Source organism: Agromyces humi (genome assembly GCF_009720255.1).
GTDB classification, from domain to species: domain Bacteria; phylum Actinomycetota; class Actinomycetes; order Actinomycetales; family Microbacteriaceae; genus Agromyces; species Agromyces humi.
Genome location: NZ_WJSP02000004.1, coordinates 22407 through 45416, shown reverse-complemented (window position 1 = coordinate 45416; position 23010 = coordinate 22407). Strand labels below are relative to the sequence as shown.

Annotated in this window: 25 protein-coding genes; 11 read left to right on the top strand and 14 right to left on the bottom strand. The window is 68.8% G+C overall.

Annotated elements, in window-relative coordinates; translation table 11 throughout:
- Nucleotides 1-359 precede the first annotated feature (359 nt).
- Complete coding sequence (locus tag GH736_RS01025) at nucleotides 360-1046, top strand: YdeI/OmpD-associated family protein (protein WP_159599420.1); 687 nt, start codon at nucleotides 360-362, stop codon at nucleotides 1044-1046.
- Between the two features lie 17 nt (nucleotides 1047-1063).
- On the opposite strand, the gene GH736_RS01020 is transcribed toward GH736_RS01025, so the two are convergent.
- Nucleotides 1064-1999: a LysR family transcriptional regulator gene (locus GH736_RS01020; RefSeq protein ID WP_159599418.1), complete on the bottom strand. Its 936-nt coding sequence runs from the start codon at nucleotides 1997-1999 to the stop codon at nucleotides 1064-1066.
- A gap of 77 nt (nucleotides 2000-2076) precedes the next feature.
- On the opposite strand from GH736_RS01020, the gene GH736_RS01015 reads away from it, so the two are divergent.
- Nucleotides 2077-3831, top strand: a complete 1755-nt coding sequence (locus GH736_RS01015) for an L-aspartate oxidase (RefSeq protein WP_159599416.1) — start codon at nucleotides 2077-2079, stop codon at nucleotides 3829-3831.
- Between the two features lie 21 nt (nucleotides 3832-3852).
- Entirely contained in the window at nucleotides 3853-4260 is a 408-nt protein-coding gene (locus GH736_RS01010) for a VOC family protein (RefSeq protein WP_159599414.1), read from the top strand.
- On the opposite strand, the gene GH736_RS01005 is transcribed toward GH736_RS01010, so the two are convergent.
- The gene (locus GH736_RS01005; protein ID WP_159599412.1) at nucleotides 4257-4742 is read right to left on the bottom strand and encodes a nucleoside deaminase; all 486 of its coding nucleotides are present in this window, start codon (nucleotides 4740-4742) and stop codon (nucleotides 4257-4259) included. The two genes, GH736_RS01010 and GH736_RS01005, sit on opposite strands and share 4 nt — an antisense overlap.
- Before the next feature lie 76 nt (nucleotides 4743-4818).
- Here GH736_RS01005 and GH736_RS01000 point away from each other — a divergent pair, with 76 nt between their 5' ends.
- Nucleotides 4819-5292: a GNAT family N-acetyltransferase gene (locus GH736_RS01000; RefSeq protein WP_159599410.1), complete on the top strand. Its 474-nt coding sequence runs from the start codon at nucleotides 4819-4821 to the stop codon at nucleotides 5290-5292.
- A gap of 24 nt (nucleotides 5293-5316) precedes the next feature.
- Here the strand turns inward: GH736_RS01000 and GH736_RS00995 are convergent, their stop codons facing one another.
- The 4 genes from GH736_RS00995 to GH736_RS00980 are packed head-to-tail and all read right to left on the bottom strand — an operon-like array spanning nucleotide 5317 to nucleotide 8335.
- Complete coding sequence (locus tag GH736_RS00995) at nucleotides 5317-6063, bottom strand: formylglycine-generating enzyme family protein (protein ID WP_159599408.1); 747 nt, start codon at nucleotides 6061-6063, stop codon at nucleotides 5317-5319.
- 26 nt (nucleotides 6064-6089) lie between these two features.
- Nucleotides 6090-6563 (bottom strand): DNA alkylation repair protein, encoded by a 474-nt coding sequence (locus GH736_RS00990; RefSeq protein ID WP_159599396.1) that lies wholly within the window; start codon nucleotides 6561-6563, stop codon nucleotides 6090-6092.
- A gap of 37 nt (nucleotides 6564-6600) precedes the next feature.
- The gene (locus GH736_RS00985; protein ID WP_159599394.1) at nucleotides 6601-7362 is read right to left on the bottom strand and encodes an SDR family NAD(P)-dependent oxidoreductase; all 762 of its coding nucleotides are present in this window, start codon (nucleotides 7360-7362) and stop codon (nucleotides 6601-6603) included.
- 22 nt (nucleotides 7363-7384) lie between these two features.
- On the bottom strand, nucleotides 7385-8335 hold the full coding sequence (locus GH736_RS00980; RefSeq protein WP_159599392.1) for a cytochrome D1 domain-containing protein: 951 nt from the start codon (nucleotides 8333-8335) through the stop codon (nucleotides 7385-7387).
- 204 nt (nucleotides 8336-8539) lie between these two features.
- Here GH736_RS00980 and GH736_RS00975 point away from each other — a divergent pair, with 204 nt between their 5' ends.
- The 3 genes from GH736_RS00975 (at nucleotide 8540) to GH736_RS00965 (ending at nucleotide 11219) form a co-directional block, all read left to right on the top strand.
- On the top strand, nucleotides 8540-9517 hold the full coding sequence (locus GH736_RS00975) for a ThuA domain-containing protein (protein ID WP_203230608.1): 978 nt from the start codon (nucleotides 8540-8542) through the stop codon (nucleotides 9515-9517).
- Between the two features lie 187 nt (nucleotides 9518-9704).
- The gene (locus GH736_RS00970; RefSeq protein WP_159599390.1) at nucleotides 9705-10445 is read left to right on the top strand and encodes an IclR family transcriptional regulator; all 741 of its coding nucleotides are present in this window, start codon (nucleotides 9705-9707) and stop codon (nucleotides 10443-10445) included.
- 3 nt (nucleotides 10446-10448) lie between these two features.
- Nucleotides 10449-11219, top strand: coding sequence for an IclR family transcriptional regulator (locus GH736_RS00965; protein WP_159599388.1), 771 nt, complete (start codon nucleotides 10449-10451; stop codon nucleotides 11217-11219).
- A gap of 6 nt (nucleotides 11220-11225) precedes the next feature.
- Here GH736_RS00965 and GH736_RS00960 read toward each other — a convergent pair whose 3' ends face one another.
- From GH736_RS00960 to GH736_RS00945, 4 genes are read right to left on the bottom strand one after another with little or no spacing between them, the layout of a single operon-like run.
- Nucleotides 11226-11900 carry a TetR/AcrR family transcriptional regulator gene (locus GH736_RS00960; protein ID WP_235933786.1) on the bottom strand — a complete coding sequence of 225 codons (675 nt, stop codon included), beginning with the start codon at nucleotides 11898-11900 and terminating at the stop codon, nucleotides 11226-11228.
- Entirely contained in the window at nucleotides 11897-12808 is a 912-nt protein-coding gene (locus tag GH736_RS00955) for a shikimate dehydrogenase (protein WP_159599386.1), read from the bottom strand. The genes GH736_RS00960 and GH736_RS00955 overlap by 4 nt, the downstream gene beginning before the upstream one ends.
- Complete coding sequence (locus GH736_RS00950) at nucleotides 12805-13107, bottom strand: Dabb family protein (protein ID WP_159599384.1); 303 nt, start codon at nucleotides 13105-13107, stop codon at nucleotides 12805-12807. Before GH736_RS00950 ends, GH736_RS00955 begins: the two co-directional genes overlap by 4 nt.
- The gene (locus GH736_RS00945) at nucleotides 13104-14951 is read right to left on the bottom strand and encodes a bifunctional sugar phosphate isomerase/epimerase/4-hydroxyphenylpyruvate dioxygenase family protein (RefSeq protein ID WP_159599382.1); all 1848 of its coding nucleotides are present in this window, start codon (nucleotides 14949-14951) and stop codon (nucleotides 13104-13106) included. The genes GH736_RS00950 and GH736_RS00945 overlap by 4 nt, the downstream gene beginning before the upstream one ends.
- Nucleotides 14952-15084: 133 nt before the next feature.
- Between GH736_RS00945 and GH736_RS00940 the strand changes: the two genes are divergently transcribed.
- Both GH736_RS00940 and GH736_RS00935 read left to right on the top strand, forming a co-directional pair.
- The gene (locus GH736_RS00940; protein WP_159599380.1) at nucleotides 15085-15843 is read left to right on the top strand and encodes an IclR family transcriptional regulator; all 759 of its coding nucleotides are present in this window, start codon (nucleotides 15085-15087) and stop codon (nucleotides 15841-15843) included.
- A gap of 3 nt (nucleotides 15844-15846) precedes the next feature.
- The gene (locus tag GH736_RS00935) at nucleotides 15847-16611 is read left to right on the top strand and encodes an IclR family transcriptional regulator (RefSeq protein ID WP_159599378.1); all 765 of its coding nucleotides are present in this window, start codon (nucleotides 15847-15849) and stop codon (nucleotides 16609-16611) included.
- Between the two features lie 80 nt (nucleotides 16612-16691).
- On the opposite strand, the gene dctP is transcribed toward GH736_RS00935, so the two are convergent.
- Nucleotides 16692-17750, bottom strand: coding sequence for a TRAP transporter substrate-binding protein DctP (gene dctP / locus GH736_RS00930; RefSeq protein ID WP_159599376.1), 1059 nt, complete (start codon nucleotides 17748-17750; stop codon nucleotides 16692-16694).
- A 317-nt stretch (nucleotides 17751-18067) separates the two neighbouring features.
- On the opposite strand from dctP, the gene GH736_RS00925 reads away from it, so the two are divergent.
- Together GH736_RS00925 and GH736_RS00920 are read left to right on the top strand one after the other, a co-directional pair.
- Nucleotides 18068-19156: a Gfo/Idh/MocA family protein gene (locus GH736_RS00925; protein ID WP_159599374.1), complete on the top strand. Its 1089-nt coding sequence runs from the start codon at nucleotides 18068-18070 to the stop codon at nucleotides 19154-19156.
- A 10-nt stretch (nucleotides 19157-19166) separates the two neighbouring features.
- Nucleotides 19167-20528 carry an FAD-dependent oxidoreductase gene (locus tag GH736_RS00920; RefSeq protein WP_159599372.1) on the top strand — a complete coding sequence of 454 codons (1362 nt, stop codon included), beginning with the start codon at nucleotides 19167-19169 and terminating at the stop codon, nucleotides 20526-20528.
- A gap of 26 nt (nucleotides 20529-20554) precedes the next feature.
- Here GH736_RS00920 and GH736_RS00915 read toward each other — a convergent pair whose 3' ends face one another.
- Genes GH736_RS00915 through GH736_RS00905 form a run of 3 tightly spaced genes read right to left on the bottom strand, consistent with a single transcriptional unit; the run spans nucleotide 20555 to nucleotide 22951 of the window.
- Entirely contained in the window at nucleotides 20555-21001 is a 447-nt protein-coding gene (locus tag GH736_RS00915; protein WP_159599370.1) for a type II 3-dehydroquinate dehydratase, read from the bottom strand.
- Nucleotides 21002-21010: 9 nt separating this feature from the next.
- Nucleotides 21011-22291, bottom strand: a complete 1281-nt coding sequence (locus GH736_RS00910; RefSeq protein WP_159599368.1) for a TRAP transporter large permease — start codon at nucleotides 22289-22291, stop codon at nucleotides 21011-21013.
- Between the two features lie 3 nt (nucleotides 22292-22294).
- Nucleotides 22295-22951: a TRAP transporter small permease gene (locus GH736_RS00905; RefSeq protein ID WP_159599366.1), complete on the bottom strand. Its 657-nt coding sequence runs from the start codon at nucleotides 22949-22951 to the stop codon at nucleotides 22295-22297.
- Nucleotides 22952-23010 lie beyond the last annotated feature (59 nt).

Genomic DNA, 23010 nt, shown 5'->3' with positions numbered 1-23010 from the left:
CCGCAACACCCGCGGCGTTCACCGCGAAGACCGCGCCGACCGCCAGCGCCACGACGCCGACCACGACGCCGACGTATGCCGCGACGCGGCGCACGAGACGCCACCCCGTGATGCGCGCCCGCCCCGGACGACGCTCGCCGAACTCGTCGGCGAAGGAATCGTCATCCCAAGACATCGGTGTGGTGCTCCGTTCGGGCGTCGGTTCATGGGGTGCCCGCGGGGCGGCCGTCGGCTCGTGGTGAGCATGCGTCGCCGACCCGTCTCTCCAGAGTACGCGCTCGCCCGCGGCCCCGCCCGCCCGATTTCCGTGGTGCGTTCAGTGGTGCACGGACGTCAGCGGCTGCTGGCAGACTCGGCTCATGGCCACGACGATCGGCACCCCCGGCGGCACGCCCGAGCGGCCGGCTGTCTTCTTCTCGGGCCCCGAGGAGTTCCGCGCCTGGCTCGAGGCCAACCACGACACCGAGACCGAGCTCTGGATGGGGCTGTACAAGCGGCACGTGCCCGATCGCGGGCTGACCTGGGAGCAGGCGGTGCCCGAGGCGCTCTGCTTCGGCTGGATCGACTCCGTCTCGCAGCGCATCGACGACGACGCGCGCCGACAGCGCTGGACCCCGCGCAAGGCCGCGAGCATCTGGTCGAGCGTGAACATCGCGCTCGTGGAGCAACTCACCTCCGACGGGCGCATGCATCCCGCCGGCCTCGCCGCGTTCGAACGGCGCCGCGAAGACCGGTCGAGCGTCTACTCGCACGAGAACCCCCTCCAAGAACTGCCGCCCGAGTCGGCGGCGCGATTGGCGGCGGATGCCGCGGCATCCGCGTTCTGGCAGGCCGCCACCACCACCTACCGCCGACAGGTGACGCACTGGGTGCTCTCGGCCAAGCAGGAGGCGACCCGCGAGCGGCGCCTGGCGCAGCTCATCGAGGAGAGCGCGGCGGGCCGGCTGGTGTCGTTCCAGCGCTACGGCGAGACACCCAAGTGGGTGGAGCGCGCCGCAGCGGCCGCGCGGGCCGCGGCATCCGGCTCAGGCTCGCAGAGCGACTGAGCGAGGCGACTCGAGCATCAGAGGCTCGTCGCCGCGAGCCGCATCGTGTCACCCGCTCTCGCCGCGAATGCCGTGGCACTCGTGGTGATCGTTCGCCGCATGACCTCGACGGCCGCGGTCGGCGCCACGTCTGCCGGTCGCGCGACGCTGATCGTGCGGTCGAGCGTCGTCCCCTCGAGCCGCACCGACCGCAGTCCCGGGCGATCGATGAGCACCATCGCGGGCACGATCGCGACCCCGAGCCCGCGCTCGACGAAGCGCAGCACCGCGTCCATCTCGGCCCCCTCGAGCACGACCTCGGGCGTGAGCCCCGACGCGCGGAATGCGGCATCCGTGGCGCTGCGGAGGTCGTAGCTCGAGCCGAACGTGATCTGCGGCAGCCGCGCGACCTCCTCGAGCGTGACGGTGTCGCGGGTGGTGAGCGGCGGCGCGGCGGCCGACGAGACCACCACGAGCTCTTCGACGAGCAATGGGGTCACGGTGAACCGCTGGGCCGACGAGGCATCCGTCGTCGTGATCAGGGCGAGGTCGAGCTCCCCACTGCCGAGTTCGTCGAGCAGCCTGAGCGATCCCTGCTCCGAGAGGTGCAGTTCGATGGCCGGATGCTCCGCGTGGAACGCGCTGAGCACCTCCGCGACGAGGCTGATGCACAGCGTGGGGGTCGCGCCGAGCCGCACCCGGCCGCGCTCGAGGCCGGCGAGCTCGGCGAGCTCCCTTCGCACCGATTCGGCATCGGCGAGCATACGGCGGGCGAGCGGCAGCAGGGACTCGCCCGCGACGGTCAGCGTGCTGCCACCGCGCGCGCGGTGGAACAGCTCGGCGCCGAGGTCCTGCTCGAGCGCGGCGATCTGGCGGCTCAGCGAGGGCTGCGCGAGGTAGAGCTCCTCGGCGGCCCGCGTGAAGTTGCCGAAGCGGGCCACCTCGACGAAGCCCCGCAGTTGCTCCAGGTTCATGTCGATAGCCTACGTGCATTGTTGTGACACGCAAGATGCATTGGAGTAATGATCCAGGCCTGCCTAGCGTGGGTCACATGAGCACCACGATCCCTTCGGGCACCGCGCCAGAGCGCCAGATCTCCACGACCGTCCTCGTCATCGGCACCGGCGGATCGGGCTTGCGCGCCGCCATCGAACTCGCCGAGGCGGGCGTCGACGTACTCGCCCTCGGGAAGCGCCCCAAGTCCGACGCCCACACGTCGCTCGCCGCCGGCGGCATCAACGCCGCCCTGGCCACGATGGACGCCGACGACAGCTGGCAGCAGCACGCCGCCGACACCCTGAAGGAGAGCTACGTGCTCGCCAATCCGCACACGGTCGAGATCGTCACGTCGGGCGCGGCCCGCGGCATCGAGGACCTCGAGCGGTACGGCATGCCCTTCGCCCGCGAGGACGACGGCCGCATCTCCCAGCGCTTCTTCGGCGCCCACACCTACCGCCGAACCGCCTTCGCGGGCGACTACACCGGGCTCGAGATCCAGCGCACGCTCATCAACAGGGCCGCGCAGCTGGGCGTGCCGATCCTCGACACCCTCTACGTCACCCGCATCCTCGTCAACGACGACGGCGCGGTCTTCGGCGCCTACGGCTTCGACCTGGAGGACGGCACCCGCTACCTCATCCACGCCGACGCGGTGATCCTCGCGGCCGGCGGGCACAACCGCATCTGGCGGCGCACGTCGTCGCGGCGCGACGAGAACACCGGAGACTCGTGGCGCCTCGCTGTCGAGGCGGGCGGGCGCGTACGCGACCCCGAGCTCGTGCAGTTCCATCCGTCGGGCATCATCGAGCCCGAGAGCGCGGCCGGCACGCTCATCAGCGAGGCCGCGCGCGGCGAGGGCGGCATCCTCACCAACGGCCTCGGCGAGCGCTTCATGGCGAAGTACGACCCCGAGCGCATGGAGCTCTCGACGCGCGACCGCGTGGCGCTCGCGGCGTACACCGAGATCAAGGAGGGCCGCGGCACTCCCAATGGCGGGGTCTGGCTGGATGTCTCGCACCTGCCCCGCGAGACGATCATGCAGCGCCTCCCCCGCGTGTACCAGACGATGCTCGAGCTGCAGATGCTCGACATCACGAAGTCCCCGATCGAGATCGCGCCCACCGCGCACTACTCGATGGGCGGCGTGTGGGTGCGACCCGAGGACCACGGCACCGACGTCCCCGGGCTCTACGCCATCGGCGAGGCGTCCTCCGGCCTGCACGGCGCCAACCGCCTCGGCGGCAACTCGCTCATCGAGCTGCTCGTCTTCGGGCGCATCGTGGGGCAGGCCGCGGCGGCGTACTCGGCCTCGCTCGACGCCCAGAAGCGCTCGGCTGCGGCCGTGCAGACCGCACGCGACGAGATCGCGGCGCTGCTGGCATCCGACGGCGCCGAGAACGTGCGTGCCCTGCAGCGCGCCATCCGCGACACCATGACCGAGCACGCCGGGGTGGTGCGCGACGAGGCCGGCCTCCTCGCGGGGCTCGCCGAGCTCGACGCGATCGAGGCGCGCATGGCTGACATCGGGGTCCACCCCGACATCGCCGGCTACCAGGACCTGGCGCACGCCTTCGACCTCAGGTCGGCGGCGCTGGCGGCCCGTGCGACCCTCGAGGCGGCGCTCGAACGCCGTGAGACCCGCGGCTGCCACAACCGCAGCGACTTCCCCGAGACGGATGCCTCGCTGCAGGTCAACCTGGTCTGGTCGCCGTCGACCGGCGTGACCCGCGAGGGGATCCCGCCCATCCCCGCGGAGATCGCGGCGCTCATGCGCGAGGTCTCGGTGGCCGGCAAGCTCGTCGAATAGCCGGGCTCATATGATGTCCGGGTGTCTCTCTTCGACCATCTCGGCATCAGCGTCGATGACCTGCCCCGCTCGATCGCGCAGTTCGATCCGGTGATGCAGGCGCTCGGGTGCACCCGTCAGGATGCCGACAACGGAGTGTCCTGGTACAAGGGCGAGGAGGAGCTGATCCTCTTCCCGGCGCGCGAGGCGGGCAGCGGGCCGCACCGCACCGGGCGGGTCGGCTGGCAGCACCTCGCCTTCGCTGTCGACTCACGCACCGAAGTCGATCGCCTGCACGCGATCGCCGTCGACGCGGGCTGGACGGCGGTGCGCGAACCGAAGCTCTACCCACGGTTCAACGACCGCTACTACGCGTCCTTCATCGAGGACGACAACGGCATCCGCCTCGAGTTCATGTACAACCCGCCGCGGGACTCGGCCGCAGGCTAGTTCGCGCCCACCGCCCGTTCGATGAGCGCGCGCACCTCGGGAACGAGTTCGTCGACCGGCCCTTCCACCGGGAGGCCGGGCGCGACGACCGTGATCGGCAGCACGCCCACGGGAGACGGCCCGGCGCCGAGTTCCCTGCGCCAGCCCGCGATCTGCTCCGCCGAGGCGACGTAGACGATCCGGCCCAGGCCGGCCCAGGCGTGCGCCGCCGAGCACATCGGGCAGTGCTCCCCCGACGTGTACACGGTGGCTGCCGCCCGCTCGTCGACGGTCAGGTGCTCGGCCGACCACCGGGCGATCTCGAACTCCGGATGCCTCGTGGGGTCGCCCGTGCTCTCCTCCCGATTCCGATCTGCGAACCGCTCGACGCCGGCACGATCGACGAGCACCGATCCGAACGGGCCGTCACCCCCTTCGAGCGCCTCCCGCGCGAGCTCGACCGCGCGGCGCAGGTGGATGAGGTCGGCCTCGGAGATCGTCATGGGCTCAAGCTTGGCGCGAGGCGGCGCCGATGGCGAGCCCTCGAGAGGTCGTGCTGCGCGGGCTAGTCTGACGGCCATGTCGGACGTCTCCGCAGATCCAAGCCCCCGACGCGCCCGCCCCGACGATGCCGAGACGGTCGCGCGCCTGCTGCACGACTTCAACACCGAATTCGAGACGCCTTCGCCGGGCACGGCCGTCCTGAGCCGACGGCTGCGGTCGCTGCTCGGCGGGCCCAGCACCATCGCCTACCTGGCGGGTGAGCCCGCGGCCGGGGTCGCACTCGTGACGCTGCGGAGCAACGTCTGGTACGCCGGGCCGGTCGCGCTCCTCGACGAACTCTACGTCCAGCCCGATCGTCGAGGTCATGGCCTCGGTGCGGCGATGATCCGGCTGCTGGTCGCCGAGGCGAGAGCGACGGGCGTCTCGGCGATCGAGATCAACGTCGACGCGGGGGACGTCGACGCGCAGCGCTTCTACGAGCGCCACGGGTTCAGTGGCACAGACCCCGATACGGGAGAGCGGGCGTTCTACTACTCCATGGAACTGTAGCCACGACGGCGCGTGCGCCACGCGTCAGCGGCGCGGCGTCCACCCGGGCGGGAGCGGACCGTCGACCGCGGCGCGCTCCGCGTCGGCCTCCGCAGACCAGCCCTGCGCGGCATCCGTCGCATCGAAGCCGCCACGCGCGACGCGGAACCCGACATCCTCGTGGTGCATGCGCGGAGCGCCGCCCCGCCGGGTCGAGGCCCTGACACTCCAGGCATCGTCGGCGAATCCACCGCCCCGGAAGACCCGATAGTCGTCGTAGCGGGCTGGGTCGAGCAGGTCCCAGCACCACTCCCAGACGTTGCCGAGGGTGTCGAACAGTCCGTTGAGGTTCGGGAGCTTGGCGCCGATGTCCTGCGGGGCCGTCACGCCGTCGGCGCTCGTCCAGGCGACCTCGGCGAGCGGTCCGTAGTGCGCTCCAGTCGATCCGGCACGGCACGCGAACTCCCACTCCGCCTCGGTCGGCAGGCGGTACCCGTCGGCGTCGACGTGCCACGTGACCTCCTCGCCGTCGAAGGTGTACACGGGGTCGAGCCCCTCCCACTCGGATGCCGCGTTGCAGAACCGGATGGCCCGCAGCCAGCTCACGTCGGTCGCCGGCCGGCGCGGGTGGGTCGCGGTCTCTCCGAGCATCTCGGCGAGCTGCTCCTGCGTCACCGGGTACACGCCGATCTCGAACGGCTCGAGGTCGACGCTCCACCGCACCTTGCGACGTGCGTCGTGCAGGATGACGGCGCCCGCTGCGATCCGTGCGAGCTCGATGTCGGTGGTCACCCGGGCAGTCTGGCCGTCATCCGAACTCAGAGCAACCTGGCGGCACGGCGCAGGTTCGGGTCGTCCGACTCCGACCACCGATGGACGATCCGTCGTGCGCGCGTGGCATCCGGTTCCTCCAGCCGTTGGAGCAGCGGACGGACGACGTCGCCGGCAAGCGGGTCGATGAGGTCCGGCACGCGAGCGTCGCGAAGGAACTGCTCGACCCGGGTGAGGTCGTTTCCCCGCAGCATCGGCACCGCGCGCTGCAGGAGGACGATCGCCGCCAGCCGGCGCTCGTACACGGGCTCCGACCACAGCTCCGACGCGAGCGCCGTGACCTCGTCGTGCGGCATCCGGGGATACCGCCGGTCAGCATCGCGCACCGTGCCGCGCACGGCGCCGACCGAGGCACCGTAGAACCTGAGGCCACCGCCGATGCGGTCGGCGTCGGCATCCGCTCGCGTGTCCGAGCCCTCGGCCTGGAGGGTGCGGTCGATGAACTCGGCCGCGGACGTCATGCTTCGATTCTCCCCGAGCCCGGGAGTCGCCCGGTCATCAGACGGCGGTGTACCCGCCGTCCACGACGAGGATCGAGCCGGTGACGAACGACGACGCGCCGCTGGCGAGGAACACGACGCTCGGCGCGATCTCCTCGGGAAGGGCGAAGCGCCGCTGGGGCGCATCCTCGACCCAGTACCGCTGGAACTCGGGTCGGTCGACCGGCGCCATCTCGGTCTTGACGTAACCCGGCGCGACGGCATTCACGCGGATGTTGTACGGGGCCCACTCGACCGCGAGCGACTTGGTGAGGTGGTGCACTGCTGCCTTCGAGGCGTTGTAGGCCGGTTGCCATTGGGGGCGGTTGACGATCAGTCCCGACATGCTCCCGATATTGACGATGGACCCGCCTCCGAGTTCACGCATGTGGGCGCCTGCTGCGATGCTGGCCTTCCACAGGGCTCGCACGTTCAGGTCCCACACGGCGTCCCACTCGTCGTCGGTCACGTCGAACGACGGGTTGTGCACGCACGTCCCGGCGTTGTTGACCAACACGTCGACCCGGCCGAGGCCGTCGATCGCGGCGTGCATCATCGCCGAGACCTGGGCGTCATCGGTGAGGTCGGCGGTGATCGGCACGAACTCGTGGCCCGCACCTCGCGCTTCGTCGACGACCGCGGCGTTCCGTGGCTCGCTGCGTCCGGCGATGGCGACGCGCGCGCCGGCTTCGGCCAGCCCGAACGCGAACGCCTTCCCGAGGCCCTGGTTGCCGCCCGTGACGAGGGCGGTCTTGCCCTCGAGGCTGAATGGTGAAGTCATGCGTGCACCTTTCGCGAACTGCTCATCCCATCCCGGCCGGAGTGGGAAGCCGGCTCCAGGCGATCCCATCGGGATTGCGACCGGTCGTGATCCGACGCAGCAGCCGTCCTGCACGGATGTCGACCTCCACGACGCAGTCGTCGGCATCGCAGGCGGAGTACGCGCGGACGCCGTCGGGGTGCAGCACGATCGCCTGCGGGTGCTCCGGGGTCGGAATGCGATGCACGACCTCGCCGGATCGGGGATCGACCACCGCGATCTCCGAAGCGGCCCTGAGCGCGACGACGAGGTGCGAACCGCTGGCCGTCACCGCCGTGCCGAACCCGATCGACGGCAACTCGATCCAACCGACGCGCTGGACGAGCTCCGTATCGATGACGGTGATCCGAGGCGAACCCTGGTCGGCTGTGTAGGCGTACCGTCCTCGGGGCTCGAGGCAGATGCGGTTGACCTTCTCCGCCACCTCCACGACGCCACGGAGCGCACGCGACGGGACATCGATCACGCTGACGCTCCCCGGGCCGACATTCGCCGTCACGAGGCGACGTCCGTCCGCGCTGACTGCGAACGTGTGCGACTCCGCCTGACCGGTCGGCAGTCGCGCGACGACTCGAAGGGTTCGCTGGTCGATCACGGTGACCGATTCGTCGAGCTCCGTGGAGACGGCCACGCGATCCGTCGAGAGCAGGCTCGATTGGTGCGGTCGGCTCGCGAAGCCCAGCCGGATCTCGCCGACACGCTCGAACGTCAGGAGATCGACGACGTCGACCCGCCGACCGTCGCTTCCCGGAGACCCGACCGGCGCATCGCTGTACACGGGCAGGAAGGCACGTCGTCCGTCGTCGGTCGCGACGACCTCATGCGGAGTGAAGCCCGATGCCGTGACGACCCCAGCAGGCATGGACGTCTCGAGGTCGATGACCTCGAGCGTGCTGTCGTCCTTGCACACGACGAGCAATCGACCGTCATCCATGGCGCCTCCGGTCTCCAGTGAACGCCATCATCGACGTTCGTGTCCATCTCCGAGCGGGTCTCCGGTGGTTGGACGTCGCGGTCGGCTTACTGGGTGGAACGGACTTTGCCTCCCCGCTTGGGCGGCGCCTAGATTCACACCAGCCTCGGACCGGTCGCGCTCGGCGCACTCGAGGAATCAGCAGGAACGATCAAAGGAGATCACATGAAATCCCTCATACGCTCCGGAGTCGCCCTCGTCGCCGCGGCAGCGCTCGGCGCGAGCATGGCCGTCGGAGGAACAGCCCTGAGCGCTGGCAACGGGAACGGCAACGGCAACGGCAACGGACTCGGTGGACAGCCGACGACGGCAAGCGAGATCTACCTCGATGAGATCAAGGACTACGGCGTCTGCCGCGGTGCCGACCCGACCTGCTACAACGAATGGGGCAACGGCTGGACCGAGGGTGAGCCGAAGCGGATCCTCATCTGGAGCCGCACCGCGGGTCCGCGCCACGCCCACCTCGGCTCGCCGCTGGCGGCAGGGCTCAACCCCCCGCTGAAGGCCGACAACATCGCCCAGGCCGCGCTCATCGCCTGGGCGGCGGAGCGCGGGATCGCGGCCGACTACACCGAGGACCTCTCGCAGTTCCGCCTCAACAACTACCAGGCGGTCGTCTTCCTGAGCTCCAACCGAGACACCCTCGACGACGCGGCGCAGACGACGCTGATGCAGTACATCCGGGGCGGCGGCGGCTTCGTCGGCATCCACAACGCGTTCGGAGCCGAGTACCACTGGCCGTACTACGAAGGCCTGCTGGGTGGAGCGAACTTCTACAACCACGGACCGAACCGGGACGGCACGGTCGAGACGATCAACGGCAACGACGTCTCGACGTCGTTCATGCCGGAGACCTGGGCCTTCAAGGACGAGTGGTACAACCTGGTGCCCTATCCCAGCTTCGTCAACGTGCTGCTCGAGGTCGACAAGGCCACGAGCGAGGCGACCCCTGCCGGCCATGGCGAGTCGCACCCGGTGAGCTGGTGCCAGTACTACGACGGCGGCCGGGCGTGGCTGACGACTCTCGGTCACGACGCCGCGGCTTGGACCGATGTCCCGCTGGCGGGTGACGAGTTCTTCAAGCAGCACGTGATGGAGGGCCTCGAGAGCGCCATGGGCATCAAGCCGTTCTGCACGGTCTGACACACGTCCACGGACTCCGCGAGTCCTGAGCCGGAGGGCCCGAACACGCCGAAGCGGCGGGTTCGGGCCCTCTCCACGCCGGCGAGACGACGTGGTCGAGCAGGGTGTGTCCCACTCAGTGGGACCGCCCCGTCGGCATTGCAGACCGCGCTTGCCGCCCCTGCCGAAGTCGGCGGATACTGCCGACATGCGATCCGCTCTCAGAGACGAGCCCGTCTCCGTGCTCGACCGGATTCTCGCCATCCTCGAGACCGTCCGGGAGTCCCACGGCTCGACCACGATCACCGGGCTCGCGCTCAGCACCGGCATCCCGAAGTCCACCGTCTCGCGTCTGGTCGGCGATCTCGTGCGGCAGCACTACCTGATGCGGACCGAGGATGGAGTCGTGATCGGCCTGAGGCTCTTCGAGCTCGGGGCGCGCGCCAGCACTCCCCGACGCCTCAGCGTTGCCGCTCTGCCGGTGCTCGTCGAGCTGTTCAACGCGACCGGTGAGCACCTGAACGTCGCGGTTCAGGAAGGGCGCGACATGCTCTCGGTGATCTCGGTGCGGGGCCGGTTGCGGCCGGTACCGTCGCGGGCGGGAGTGCGGGTGCCGTCGGTGACCACCGCACTCGGCAAGGCCGTCCTGGCATTCACGGATGACGAGTCGGTCCTCTGCAGCGTGATGACCGGCCTCGATCCTCACCAGCGTCGCGTGCTCGAGCGGGAGCTCGCCATGGTTCGGGCGGAATCGGTCGCCATCGACCGCTGCGAGACCTTCGCCGGAGTCGTGGGGGTGGCGAGCCCGGTCCTCTCACCGGAACGGTTGCCGGTGGCGGCGATCTCCGTCGCGGGGCCGGTGACGGACATGGATGCGAACCGGATGATGCCGCTCGTGCGACACGCGGCGCTCGCGCTCACCCATCGGCTGGCACTGCAGGTGGCCTGACCGATGCCCGAGGCTGCCGCGAACGACGCGCTGGGCGTCCTCGACCGCATGACCTCCATCCTCGAGGCGTTCGACCAGGACGACCGGGGATTGGGCATCTCCGAACTCGCGCTGCGTGCGGGCCTTCCGAAGTCCACCGTCTCCCGACTGGTCGCGACGCTGGTGCGCCAGAGGTATCTGGAGCGCGAAGGGAAGCGGATCCATCTCGGCCTCCGGTTGTTCGAGCTCGGGCAGCTCGCCCAGCAGCCGCGAGAGCTCAGGGTCGCTGCTCTGCCGGTGTTGGCCGACCTTCGCAACGCGACCGGTGAGAACGTGCACCTGGCCATCCCCGACCGCGGCGAGATGGTCTGCATCGGCGTGATGCGCGGTCGCTCGGCGGCACCGCCGACCGTCCGCACCGGCGGACGGCTGCCGATTCATGCCACCGCGCTGGGAAAGGCCGTGCTCGCGCACTCACCCCTTTCCGACGTCGAGGAGGTCCTCGCCTCGGGGCTCGAAGCCTGGACGTCCCGGACGATCAGGGATCCGGCGGTGCTGCGGCGTCAGCTCGTCGGCATCCGACGGGGCGCACTCGCCGAGGAGGTCGGGGAGTTCGCCGCCGGGCTGTCGTGCGCGGCGAGCGCCGTGTTCGCGCCCTCGGGCGGGCTCGTGGGGGCGGTCTCGGTCTCGGGATGCACGGATCGATTCGACGCCGACCGGTTCGCGCCGGCGATCCGCGCTGCTGCGCAGGCGCTCACGCGTCGCCTCGCCCCGGGCAGGCCGCCGGCGGTCTGACGCCGGTCAGGGCACGCGTCGATCGTTGCGACGATCCGTCATGGTCGCAACGACCATGTCGCCGATGAGCCGTCGGTGCGACTCCTGGAGTGCGGGGTCGAGCATGTCCCGATCGAAGATGGCGGCGAAGGTGTGCCGGTTGGCGACGTGGAAGCACGCGTAGGCGCTGATCATCATGTGCACGTCGACGGCATCGACGTCGTCGCGGAAGATGCCGTCGCGCACCCCCCGATCGATGACCTCCTCGAGCAGCGTGATAGCGGTGACGTTCTCGCGCAGAATCGTCTCGGACTGGCGCAGATGCTCGGCACGATGGATGTTCTCGATACTGACGAGCTGGATGAACGCCTCGTGCGTCGTGTGGTGATCGTACGTCGCCTCCGCGAGGGTTCGCAGCGCGTCATCCGGTGACAGCTCGTCGATCTGGATGCCGCGCTCGACCCGGCGGATCTGCGCGTAGACGCGTTCCAGAACTGCGAGGTACAGCCCCTCCTTCGAACCGAAGTAGTAGTAGATCATGCGCTTCGTCGTGCGAGTGCGCGCGGCGATCTCGTCGACTCGGGCGCCCGCGTAGCCGTTCGCCGCGAACTCGGCGGTGGCGACCTCGAGGATGTCCCCCTGGGTCCGGATCGCACGCTCGGTCATCCCGTTGTCGCGCACATCGCTCAGGCGATCGGTCATTGCGAACTCCCTCCGGCGCGGGACTGCCCCTCAGCGCGGACGAGCGCACGGAAATGCCGCTCCATCCGCTCACGATCGGGCAGCAGGCCCGAGATGATTCGGAGACTAGCGCATGCCTGGCCCACGGCCATCCGCCCGCCGTCGAGCACCGGATGCCCGCGCTCCGCAGCCCGCCGGACGAGTTCCGTCTCGAGGGGTCGGTAGACGACATCCGACACCCAGGCTCCCTGCCGCAGCAGGTCGGGGTCGAAGGGGATCCCGGGGTGGTGGAGCATCCCCATGGGCGTGGCGTGGACGACGCCGCTCGCGCGCGCGATCGCTCGGGGGACGTCGTCCGGTGCGAGCGTCCCGATGCGCAGCCCAGGGAAGTGCGTGCGCATCCGAGCGGCGAGGTCTTCCGCGCGGGCGGGGTCGACGTCCACCAGGTCGAGCCGCTCGGTGCCCTCCGAGAGGAGCGCGTACGCGGTCGCGGCCCCCGCGCCCCCGCAGCCGATCTGCACCACGCGCTCGAACGATGCGCCCGGCAGGCCTGCCACGAGACCGTCGCGGTACCCCATCCAGTCCGTGTTGAACCCGATGAGACGGCCATCGTCGAAGACCACGAGGTTCACTGCTCCCAGGTGCGCGGCATCCGAATCCAGCTCATCGACGAGGTCGACGACGAGCTGCTTGCATGGGTGGGTGATGTTCATCGCCGCGAAGCCCGCGGACTCGGCTTCGGCGAGGATCGCGCCGACGTCCGTTGCCGGGCGGCCCAGCTCGATCAGGTCGAAGATGCGGTACTCGTAGTCCAGTCCCATCTCCCGGGCTTCCGCTTCGTGCATCGCCGGGGTCAGGGATGCGGTGATGCCCTCGCCGATCAGGCCGACGAGGTAGCGTCCTCCGAGGTCACGCGCACGACCGGTCACGAGGCATCCGGAATCTCGAAGTCGACCGTCGCAAGCGACACCTTCACCGGTGCGGAGAGCTTCAGCACCTCGGCGTGGGCCGGATGCCGCGTGTAGGCGGCCAATCCGTCGAGGTCGTCGAAGTCGGCGACGATGGCGAGCTCATGCGACGTCGGGGCTCCCAGCACATCCGGACCGACGGTCATGCTGCGCAGTTCGGGGATGTGCCTCGGCAGCGCCCGCAGCAACGACATCCAATGCTCTCGCTGTTCCATCGTGAATTCCGGGGCGAATCGAAAGACGGCGACGTGCCGGATCACGTGAGGGCCCCCCGACGTACGGCGTGGCGATGCTGGTATTGGGCAGCGAGCCGGACGGGCGCGTTGAGCGCACCGTACCCCGCGTATCCGCCACGACGCTCGACGACCTCGAGGAACACGGTCCCGATGGGATGGGTGTAGAAGTGCAGGAATTCCCCGGTCTCGTCCCGGTCGTACATGACGTTCAGCTCCCTGAGCTCATCGAGGAGCGCAGGCTCGAGCTGGTAGCGTGCCTCGATGTCGTCGTAGTAGTTCGCCGGGATGTCGAGGGGCCTGAAACCGCGGTCACGAGCCGCACGAGCGAGCGCGAGGGCATCGGATGTCGCGAAGGCGAGGTGCTGCGGAAGGATCGCATCCGCGCTCGCACCCGAGGGCACCAGGTTGAGCGCGATTCGCAGGATCCCGTTGTCGCTGTGGAGGACCTGGCTGCGCACCAGGCCCACCGGTGCGGCCACCTCGATCGACGCCTCCGTGCGCAGGTCGAGCACCGAACGGAAGAAGAGCACCGCTGCATCGAAGTGCTGCCAGGGCTGGGCGAGGTTGACGTGATCGATACGTTCGACCATCTGCGGGTCGCCGTGCTCGGGGGCGCCGAACTCACTCACCCATGCGGGCGTCGATGCTCCCGCGGCACCGAAGAACACCTCCGACCCGTCAGGCGCTCGAACACCGACGAGGGGTTCCTCGCCTGTTCCCTCCTCCCGAGGAACGTCGGGAGCGAACAGGTCCCGCGCCCGCCGCAGCGCAGTGGCAGGATCACTCACGGAAAGGCCGATGCCCGCGACCGTCGGCCGCATCTGCTCCGAATCCGGCGCGCCGAGCACGATCCGAACGCCGCCCTGCGACCACAGCTCGACCGGCTTCGTCCGGTGCCCTCCGTGGGAGCGGAAGCCCAGTTGCCCGAGCAGGCGCCTGAGCTCGTGCAACTCGCCGGTTCGCAGCTCGACGTAGTTGATGTCGGCAGGGGGCTCGACGGCGGGAAGCCCGGCCGTGCACATCCGAGCCGCACCTCCGCCCGCCGCTGCGCCCAAGGAGGCGGCGGTCTCATGCTCGAGCCAGCGCAACGAGCGTCGCGCGTCGACCGCCGTCGCGAGCGGATCGGCCTGGCGGAAGGTGTCGTTGAAGATCTCGAGTGAGATCGGGCCGTCGTAGCCCGTTCGGACCAGGTGTCCCATGAAGGTGCCGAGGTCGAAACCGCCCTCCCCCGGGAAGAGGCGGTGGTGCCGGCTCCACGAGAGCACGTCCATGGAGAGGAGCGGGGCGTCAGCCATCTGCACGAAGAAGATCTTGTCAGCGGAGATGGTCTCGATCGCCTCAGGATTGTGGCCCTTCGAGAGGATGTGGAAGCTGTCGAGACAGAGGCCGATGCGCGGGTGGTCGGCGAGGCGCACGATGCGAGCCGCTGCTTCGAAGCTGTCGACGAATCGGCCCCAGGCGAGCGCCTCATAGGCGACGCGAACACCGAAGCGCTCGGCGACGTCCCCGAGTTGCCGCAGTTGGGCAGCGGCGAGCTGCTCATCCCCGCTCCGCGCCGTCGCGACGTTGCTGCACAACAGCAGGGTCTCGATGCCGAGGCGATTCATCAGGGCGAACTTGGCCGCGGCCCGGCGAAGGTTCTGTGCGAGGAGCTCGGGACCGACTCCCTCGAAGTCGCGGAAGGGCTGGTAGAGGTCGAGCGACAGGCCGAGCTGCTCGGCTCTCGCGCGGATCGCCTCAGGCGACTCGGGCGAGGCGACCAGATCCGGCTCGAAGATCTCGACGCCATCGAATCCCGCCTCGTGCGCGGCAACGAGTTTCTGGTCGAGTGTGCCGCTCAGGCAGACCGTGGCGATCGATGTGCGCATGGCACCCTTCTGCGTCCACCGGCATTGGCGTCCGCCTGGTTCTCAAAACAGCATTGCATGGATCTGTACGAACTAGTACGTTCGGAATCAAAGGCGATCGACGACGATTCAAGCCGCTGGGAGGGGATACTCGATGACGAGTTTCGCCGAATGGAACACGACTCCCGCTCCGCCGGGCGGACCGGCCTCCGTGCTCGGACGCATGATCGCCATCCTCGATGCCGTGAAGGACTCCGGCGGCTCGATCTCCATCACCGATATCGCGTCGACGACGTGCCTGCCGAAGTCCACCGTCTCGCGGCTCGTCGCGGAGCTCACCGCTCAGCGCTACGTCGAACGCACGGAGGACGGCGTGACCCTCGGGTTGCGCCTCTTCGAACTCGGCACCCGCGCGAGCCTCCCTCGCCGGCTGCTCACCGCCGCGGCGCCCGTCATCCGGCAGCTGCGGGACGTCACGGGCGAGCGGGTGGGTCTCTGGGTGCAGCAGGGGACGGACATGGTGTCGATCGCCGCCGTCGCGGGTCGTCTTCCGATGCTCCCGACCCGTGCCGGCATGCGCTCGCCCGCACTGACGACCGCCAGCGGCAAGGCCTACCTCGCCTTCTGCGCCGATCAGGACGTGGTGGACCGGGTCACCGCGCCGCTCATCGACGACGACGCCGACCACTTCCGCGCCGAACTCACCCATGTGCGCGCCTCCGTCGTCGCGACGGACCTCGAGGTCTCGTACCCCGGCATCTTCGCCGTCGCGAGCCCCGTCCTTGCGGGTGACCGTGTCGTGCTCGGCGCGATCTCGATCGCGGGACCCAGCGGAGCGATGGATCCGGATCGCGTCGCACCCCTCGTACGTGCCGCAGGCACGAACGTCAGCCGTCGACTCACGGCCGCATAGGACATGCGCACTTCAGACTGGACGGATTCGGTCAGCGTGCTCGACCGCGTGACGGCCGTCTTCGACGCGTTCGGCGAGAACGACGAAGGGATCGGTGTCTCGGAGCTGGCCCGGCGTGCCAACCTTCCGAAGTCCACCGTCTCCCGGCTCGCCGCCGACCTCGTCGCGCAGCGCTTCCTCGACCGCCATGGCGACAAGCTCTATCTGGGCACTCGCCTCTTCGAATTGGCCATGACCGTCGAGCAGCCGCGAAGGCTGCGGCACCTGGCGCTTCCGGTGATGACCGAGCTGCGCGACGCGACCGGTCAGACGGTGAACCTGGCGGTGCTCGAAGGCGCCGACGTCGTCTTCGTCGCGATCGTGCGCGGCGAGTCCGCCTCGAAGCCGTTGGCGAGGATGGGCGGCCGCCTCCCCGCACACGCGACGGCACTCGGGAAGGCCATCCTGGCCTTCTCACCGCAGGACGTCGTCGAGCGCGTCATCCGAGCTGGCCTGGAGGTGCGCACGCCGCACACGATCTCCGAGCCATCGGCGTTGCGGCGCGAGCTGATCGAGATCCGCAGGCTCGGGGTGGCGACCGAGAACGAGGAGTGCGCCATCGACCGCGCGTGCGCAGCGAGCCCGATCCTCGGCCATGGTGGCGCGCCCGTCGCAGCGATCTCCGTGACCGGGACGGTCGCGGACGTGGTACCCGACCGCGTCGCTCCGGCGGTGCGCGCCGCCGGGATGACGCTGAGTCGTCGGCTGGGGACGAGCCCGGCGCACTGATCCGGCACACGAGCCGGTCGGACACGCGGAGAACGGGGTGGGTGCGTCTGCGCACCCACCCCGTTCCTGGCTCGCGGAGGTCAGTCCGCGGTCTCGCGGATCGCCTGGTATGCCTCGAGGTTCTCACCGGTGAAGTAGCCCTCGAAGAACTCCTCCGCCTGACTGATGAAGGCATCCATGTCGATGTCCTCCTTCTCGATCACCGTGAACGCGTCGTTCGCGCGATACTCGTCGAGGATCTCCTCGGTCGCCTCCTCGACGCATTCCCGGTTCTCGGGGCGGATGTCGTGGACGGTCTCCTCGAGCAGCGCCGTCTGTTCCTCGCTCATCTTCTCGTACGTCTTGTCGCTGACGAGGATCCAGTGGATGCCGACGTTGTGGTCGTTCAAGATGGCGGTGTTGAGGACCTCATCGTAGCTGGACGAGCGCGTCGCGACGATCGGGTTCTCCTGGCCCACCGCGATCCCCTGCTGCAGGGCGGTGTAGACCTCCTCGACGGCCACCGACACGGGGCTCGTCACTCCGAGCGCTTCGGCATTCGCGAGGAAGATCGGGGAGTTCGGGAATCGGATCGGCACACCCTCCAGGTCATCGGGGCCGTGCACCTCGACGTCCTTGGTGGTGAAGGTGCGGTTGCCGAAGAACCACCCGTCGACGATGTTGACGCCGGTGGCCTCATGGAAACCCGAGAACAGGTCTTCCGAGCTCTCGTCGATCCACTTGAACGCGTGGTCCACGTCATTGAACGCGTAGGCGGCATCGACGACGCCGATCGGCTCGTACGTGGCGCTCAGCGCGGACGCACCCTGCAGGTCGATATCGATGTCGCCGGCCTGCACGAGCGGGAAGCGGTCTGCGTCGGGGCCGAGCTGACTTGCCGGATACAGCTCGACGGTGAAGCCGATGTCGGCTTCCTCGAGTCGCTCCTTGAGCAGCTCGACGCCGCAGAAGTAGTTCGGGGTCTGCTCGTTCTGGCTCGTCGCGACAGTGATGGTCACGGGCTTGTTGTCCGAAGCGCCCGCGTCACCGGACTCTTCGGGAGCGCCGCCGCCGCCGGAACAACCGGTGACGACGAGGGTGGTTGCTGCGAGCACCGACGCGGCGATCAAGCCTCGGCGCGTCGATCGGGCTGTGCCCATGGGACTCTCCTCTTTTTCTTCGCACGTCTTCGTGCAAGCGCCGACGTGAGATCGGTGGCCGAAGCGCGACATGCAATCGACATGCTCCGCACGGGGCGAGATCGTCGTCGACCACGCTGTCAAGCTACGGCTCGGTGGCAGTGCCGACTCTTACGGACTTCGATCGGTTCGCAAAGCGATGTCCCGTCGAGTGGAACATGCTGCCCGGAGCTCCAGTGGAGACCGTCGCCGCTGAATGGAACGACTCGTGTGCGTCGATCCATCCTGCCATACGCTCGATTCCGACCGGTGCGACGGCGACGTTGCAGGGAGGCCCCATGACCGCATCCGAACCACCCCCGCTTCGCATCGGAGTCGTCGGAGCAGGGTTCATGGGGCGGCAGCACATCGAGTTCATTCGAGCGGCCCAGGGGGCGGTCCTGGCCGCGATCGCCGACCCGCTCCTGTCCGCAGACGTGGGTCACGACTGTCCGACGTATGAGGACGTCGTCACGATGCTCGACGCAGGGGGAATCGACGCAGCCATCATCGCCAATCCCAACCCCCTGCACGTCGAGACAGCCGTCGAATGCCTCGAGGCCGGCGTCGCGGTACTGCTCGAGAAGCCGATCGCCATGGACTCCGCCGATTCCCGTCGGCTCGTCGACACGGTTGCCAAGCTGAACGGGCGACTCCTGGTCGGCCACCACCGCCGCCATCATCCGGCCGTCGCACGTGCCCGCACCGCCATCCGCGAGGGCGAGCTCGGAGAGATCGTCGCCGTCAGCGGACTCTGGTCCGCGCGCAAGGACGACGCGTATTTCACCGACACCCCATGGCACCGCGCACCGGGCGCAGGCGTCATGCTCATCAACGTCGTGCATGACCTGGACCTCCTGCGGCACCTGTGCGGCGAGGTGGCCGAGATCCAAGCGATGCGCAGTTCGCATGCCCGTGGCCTCGAGGTCGAGGACACGGTGTCGCTGAACCTCCGGTTCGAGTCCGGAGCAGTCGGAAGCTTCCTCGCCTCCGACGCCGGGGTCTCGCCGTGGGGCTGGGACCAGGCCACCGAAGAGACGCTCGCGTTCCCATTCGTCCCCGACGGGGTCGCCTACCGGATCGTCGGCACGCACGGGGCACTGTCGGTGCCGAATCTCGCGAAGTACACCTATGGTCCGTCCGTCCCTCGCGACTGGCATTCGCCGCTGTCACGTACCTACCTCCCCGTCGAACGGCGCGGCTCCTTCCAGGCACAGCTCGACCACTTCGTCGACGTCGCACGTGGAATGGCGGAGCCACTCGTCACGGCCGAAGACGCCTCCCGCACGCTCGCACTCGTCGAGGCGGCGGCGCTCGCCGCCGGCACCTCCCGGACGGTCGACGTCGCGCGGTTCCGGGCGGAAGTCGAAGCGTCGGAGCAGCCGTGACCGGGCAGCGATGACGACGCCGTCCGGTCGGGTGTTCGACGCGATCATCGTCGGCGGAGGACTCGCCGGCCTGGCCGCGACGCACCGCCTCGCCACGAACGGGCTGAGGGTCGCCCTCGTGGAGAAGCGCGATCGGCTGGGAGGCAGCTCCGCCCTGAGCGGAGGTTGGTTCGCGTTCTCCGGCTCGACGCTCCAGCGCCGAGCGGGGGTCGAGGATTCCGACGACCTGTTCCTGGCGGACATGGCGGCGACCGGCGGAGGCTTCGCCGACGAGACACTGCTGCGCGCGCTCGTCGACCGGCAGGCCGACGCGGTCGCGGCGATCGATCGTGCGGGGGCATGGACCGATGAACTCAAGGTCAGTGCCGGAATGACCGTCGCCCGCGCACACCTGATCCGCATCGGCGATCTGCTCGCGCACCTCGAGGACGAAGCCGTCGCGGCGGGTGCCGTCATCCTCACCGGCCACCCGGCCGGTGACCTCGTCACGGACGGATCCCGGGTGGTCGGCATCACGTCCGCGACCGGAGACCTCTTCGCCTCCTCAGGGGTCGTCCTCGCCAGCGGCGGGTTCTCGCGCTCGCGCGAGCTGCTCGACCTGTTCGTGCCGGATCAGGCTGCTGCCATGCCGTACGGAGGCGCGGGCAACACCGGCGACGGGCTCCGAATGGCATGGATGCTCGGTGCCGGCCTCGCCGACATCGGGCACGTCGCCGGCACCTACGGCCAGCACGCGGAAACGAGCGACGACGAGCACGAGCTGTTGACCGCCAACTACCTCGGCGCGATCCTCGTGAACGTCCACGGTCAGCGCTTCGCGGACGAGTCAGCGTCGTACAAGGTCCTCGGGTCCGCTGTGCTGGGCCAGCCGGGCCGGACTGCCTTCCAGATCTTCGATGCCGTCGTGCGGGCCCGTTCGAAGCCCGGCGTTCCGCTGTCGGACATGGAGCGCCTCGAGGAGCTCGGGCACCTCGTGAGCGCACCGACGATCTCAGCGCTCGGGCGTGAGCTCGGTATCCCGCCGGAACGCCTCGAGCGCACCGTTGCGCAGTACAACGAGAGCGTGTCAGGGCGCCGCGACGACCCGTTCGGACGGACGGGTCTCGTGAACGGAGTGGGCTCGCTGGTGCGCTTGGAGACCCCGCCGTTCTACGCCTACGCCGCCGTGACGGCGATGACCTCGACGTACGGCGGACTGAGCGTCGGGGCCGACACGGCGGTGAAGCGGGTGGACGGAAGCCGCATCGAGGGGCTGTACGCCGCAGGTGAGGTCGTCGGTGGTTTCCACGGCGCGTCCTACATGACCGGAACAGCGCTGACGAAGGCACTCGTGTTCGGGATCGGAGCCGCCGACTCGATCGCCCGCAGCTGACCTGGCGCACGACGGTCAGGCGGTCGCTACGTGCCCTGTGGCGCCAATCGGTCGGCCGCACGAATCGCCAGTTCATATCCGTAGACGCCCGCGCCGGCGATCACCACCCGTGCGACCGACGACATGAGGGAGTGGTGGTAGACCGCATCCCGGGCATGGATGTTGGTGATGTGCACCTCGACCACAGGGGTGGTGAGCATTCGAAGGGCGTCGAGGATCGGCACGGACTGGAAACTGAAACCCGCGGGGTTGATCACGACGGTCGCCTGCCGCCGGAACGCCTCGTGCAACCACTCCACGATCTCGTGCTCGGCATTGGATTGCGCGAAGAAGAGGTCGAATCCCAACTCGCTCGCCACCCGTTCGCAGTCGCCGCGAACATCGTCCAGCGTCGATGAGCCGTACACCTCAGGCTGGCGTAGACCGAGCATGTTCAAGTTCGATCCGTTCAGCACGAAGAGGGTCCTCGACATGGATGTCTCCTACATCAGGCCGAGCAGCGTCGGCAGGCTCGTGACGATGACCGGGAACAGGGTCAGGAGCAGCAGCACCGCCCCGAGCGGGATCAGGAAGGGAAGGATGCCGCGGAAGAGCTCTCCCATCGGCCTGCGAGTGATCGAGCCGACGACGAACAGCACTGCCCCGACCGGTGGTGTCAACGAACCGATCATCAGGTTGAGGATCATGATGACGCCGAGTTGTACGGGATCGATCCCGAACTGCGCGATGATCGGCATGAGGATCGGCACGAGCACCAGGATCACCGGCGGCGCCTCGAGCGGGATGCCGAGCAGGATCAGCAGCACGTTGAGCATCAGCAGGAACACGAGCGGATTGTCGGTGAATCCTGTCAGCCACTCCCCCAGCATGCGCGAGACCTGCTCGCGCGCCAGGACTTGGCCCATGAGGTTCGACGCGCCCAGGATCAGGAGGATCCCGCCCGAGATGACGACCGTCTCCTTGGCGGACTTCCAGAACACGCGCCAGTTCAGCGTGCGGTAGATCGCACCGAGGATGAGCATGTACACCGCCGCGATGCCGGCGCTCTCGGTGGGTGTGAACAGCCCACTGAAGATGCCGCCGAGGATGATCACGGGGAGCAACGCCGGTCCGATCACCCGCACGGCCGCCTTGCCGAGCATCGAGCCGACGAAGGGGCGGCTCACCGCGACGTCGGGATGGCGCCGGACCCAGAAGAAGACATAGGCGGCCAGCCCGACCGCCATGAGCATGGCAGGGATGATCGAGCCTGCGAACAGGGCACCGGTGGAGATGGACGCGGTCGCCGCGAAGAGCACGGCGGGGATGCTGGGCGGCATGACGGTGCTCATCAGCGAGCCCGCTGCCGTCAGGCCGGCCGAGAAGCCGTACGGGTAACCCGCCTTGAGCATCTGAGGGATCTGGACTTTGCTCGTCGACGCTGCATCGGCGAGCGCGGAGCCGCTGATCCAGGAGAAGCCGATCGCCGTACCGAGGTTCACGTATGCGAGGTTGCCCGGGAGCCGCGGCAGGAGCGCCCGCGCCAGGTCGTAGAGCCGCGTGGCGATGCCCAGGTGATTGGCAATGGTTCCGACGAAGATGAACAGCGGGACCGCGAGCAGCGGGAAGCTGTTGATGCCGTTGACGATCGAGGAGATCGCATAGCCCGCCGAGAGCCCGTGGCTGTAGAAGTACAGCATGCTCGACCCGATCATCGCGAACGCGACGGGGACTCTCAGCAGCAGCAGGATGACGAACAGCAGGATGTAGAGCCAGAGATCCAAGTGTCAGCCTTCCATCTCGCCGATGTCGAGCTTGCGCTCCGGACGGTTCGCGAACGGGATCTTGAAGGAGGAGTGGATCGCTGCCGAAAGGAAGCCGACGAGGGCGAAGAGGTACAGCACGCCCATCGGCACATGCATCGCCGCGCTGAGCCTGCCCCACTCGGTCTCGATCTTCACGAACGCCTCATACGCGAGGGCCAGGCTGATGATGACCATGATGACCGCCGAGACGACCCGCAAGGCGACGAAGAGCCGGGATCCGGCAAGGAGTTCGTCGAACATCTCGAGCACGATGTGCCCGTTGCGTCCAACCAGATAGCCCGTCGTGATGAAGGTCATGGCCACCATCGACATCAGGGCGATCTCGCCGGCGCCGACCCAGCTGATCGATGGGAAGTACCGCCCCAGCACTTGGTACATGACGCCGAAGACGATCAAGGTGAAGAGCGTGACGCCGATCGTGATCTCGACTGCCGAGAGGACCCGAATGAAGCCGGGGTCGGTTGGGACGCCCTTGTTGAGTTCGGGCCCAGCATAGAAGGTGTCGGTATGAGGGTAGATCGAGTCGCCGAGGGCCGCCTCTGACGCCTTCCGCGTCGCGTTCTCAGGCTCGGCGGGCTGGTCCCCCTCGGGCTCCGGCCCCGGTTCCTTGTCGGTCATGGCGTCACCGCCACGGTGTCGGGGTGCATGGTCAACCTCTCTGTTGATGCGGGGTCCTG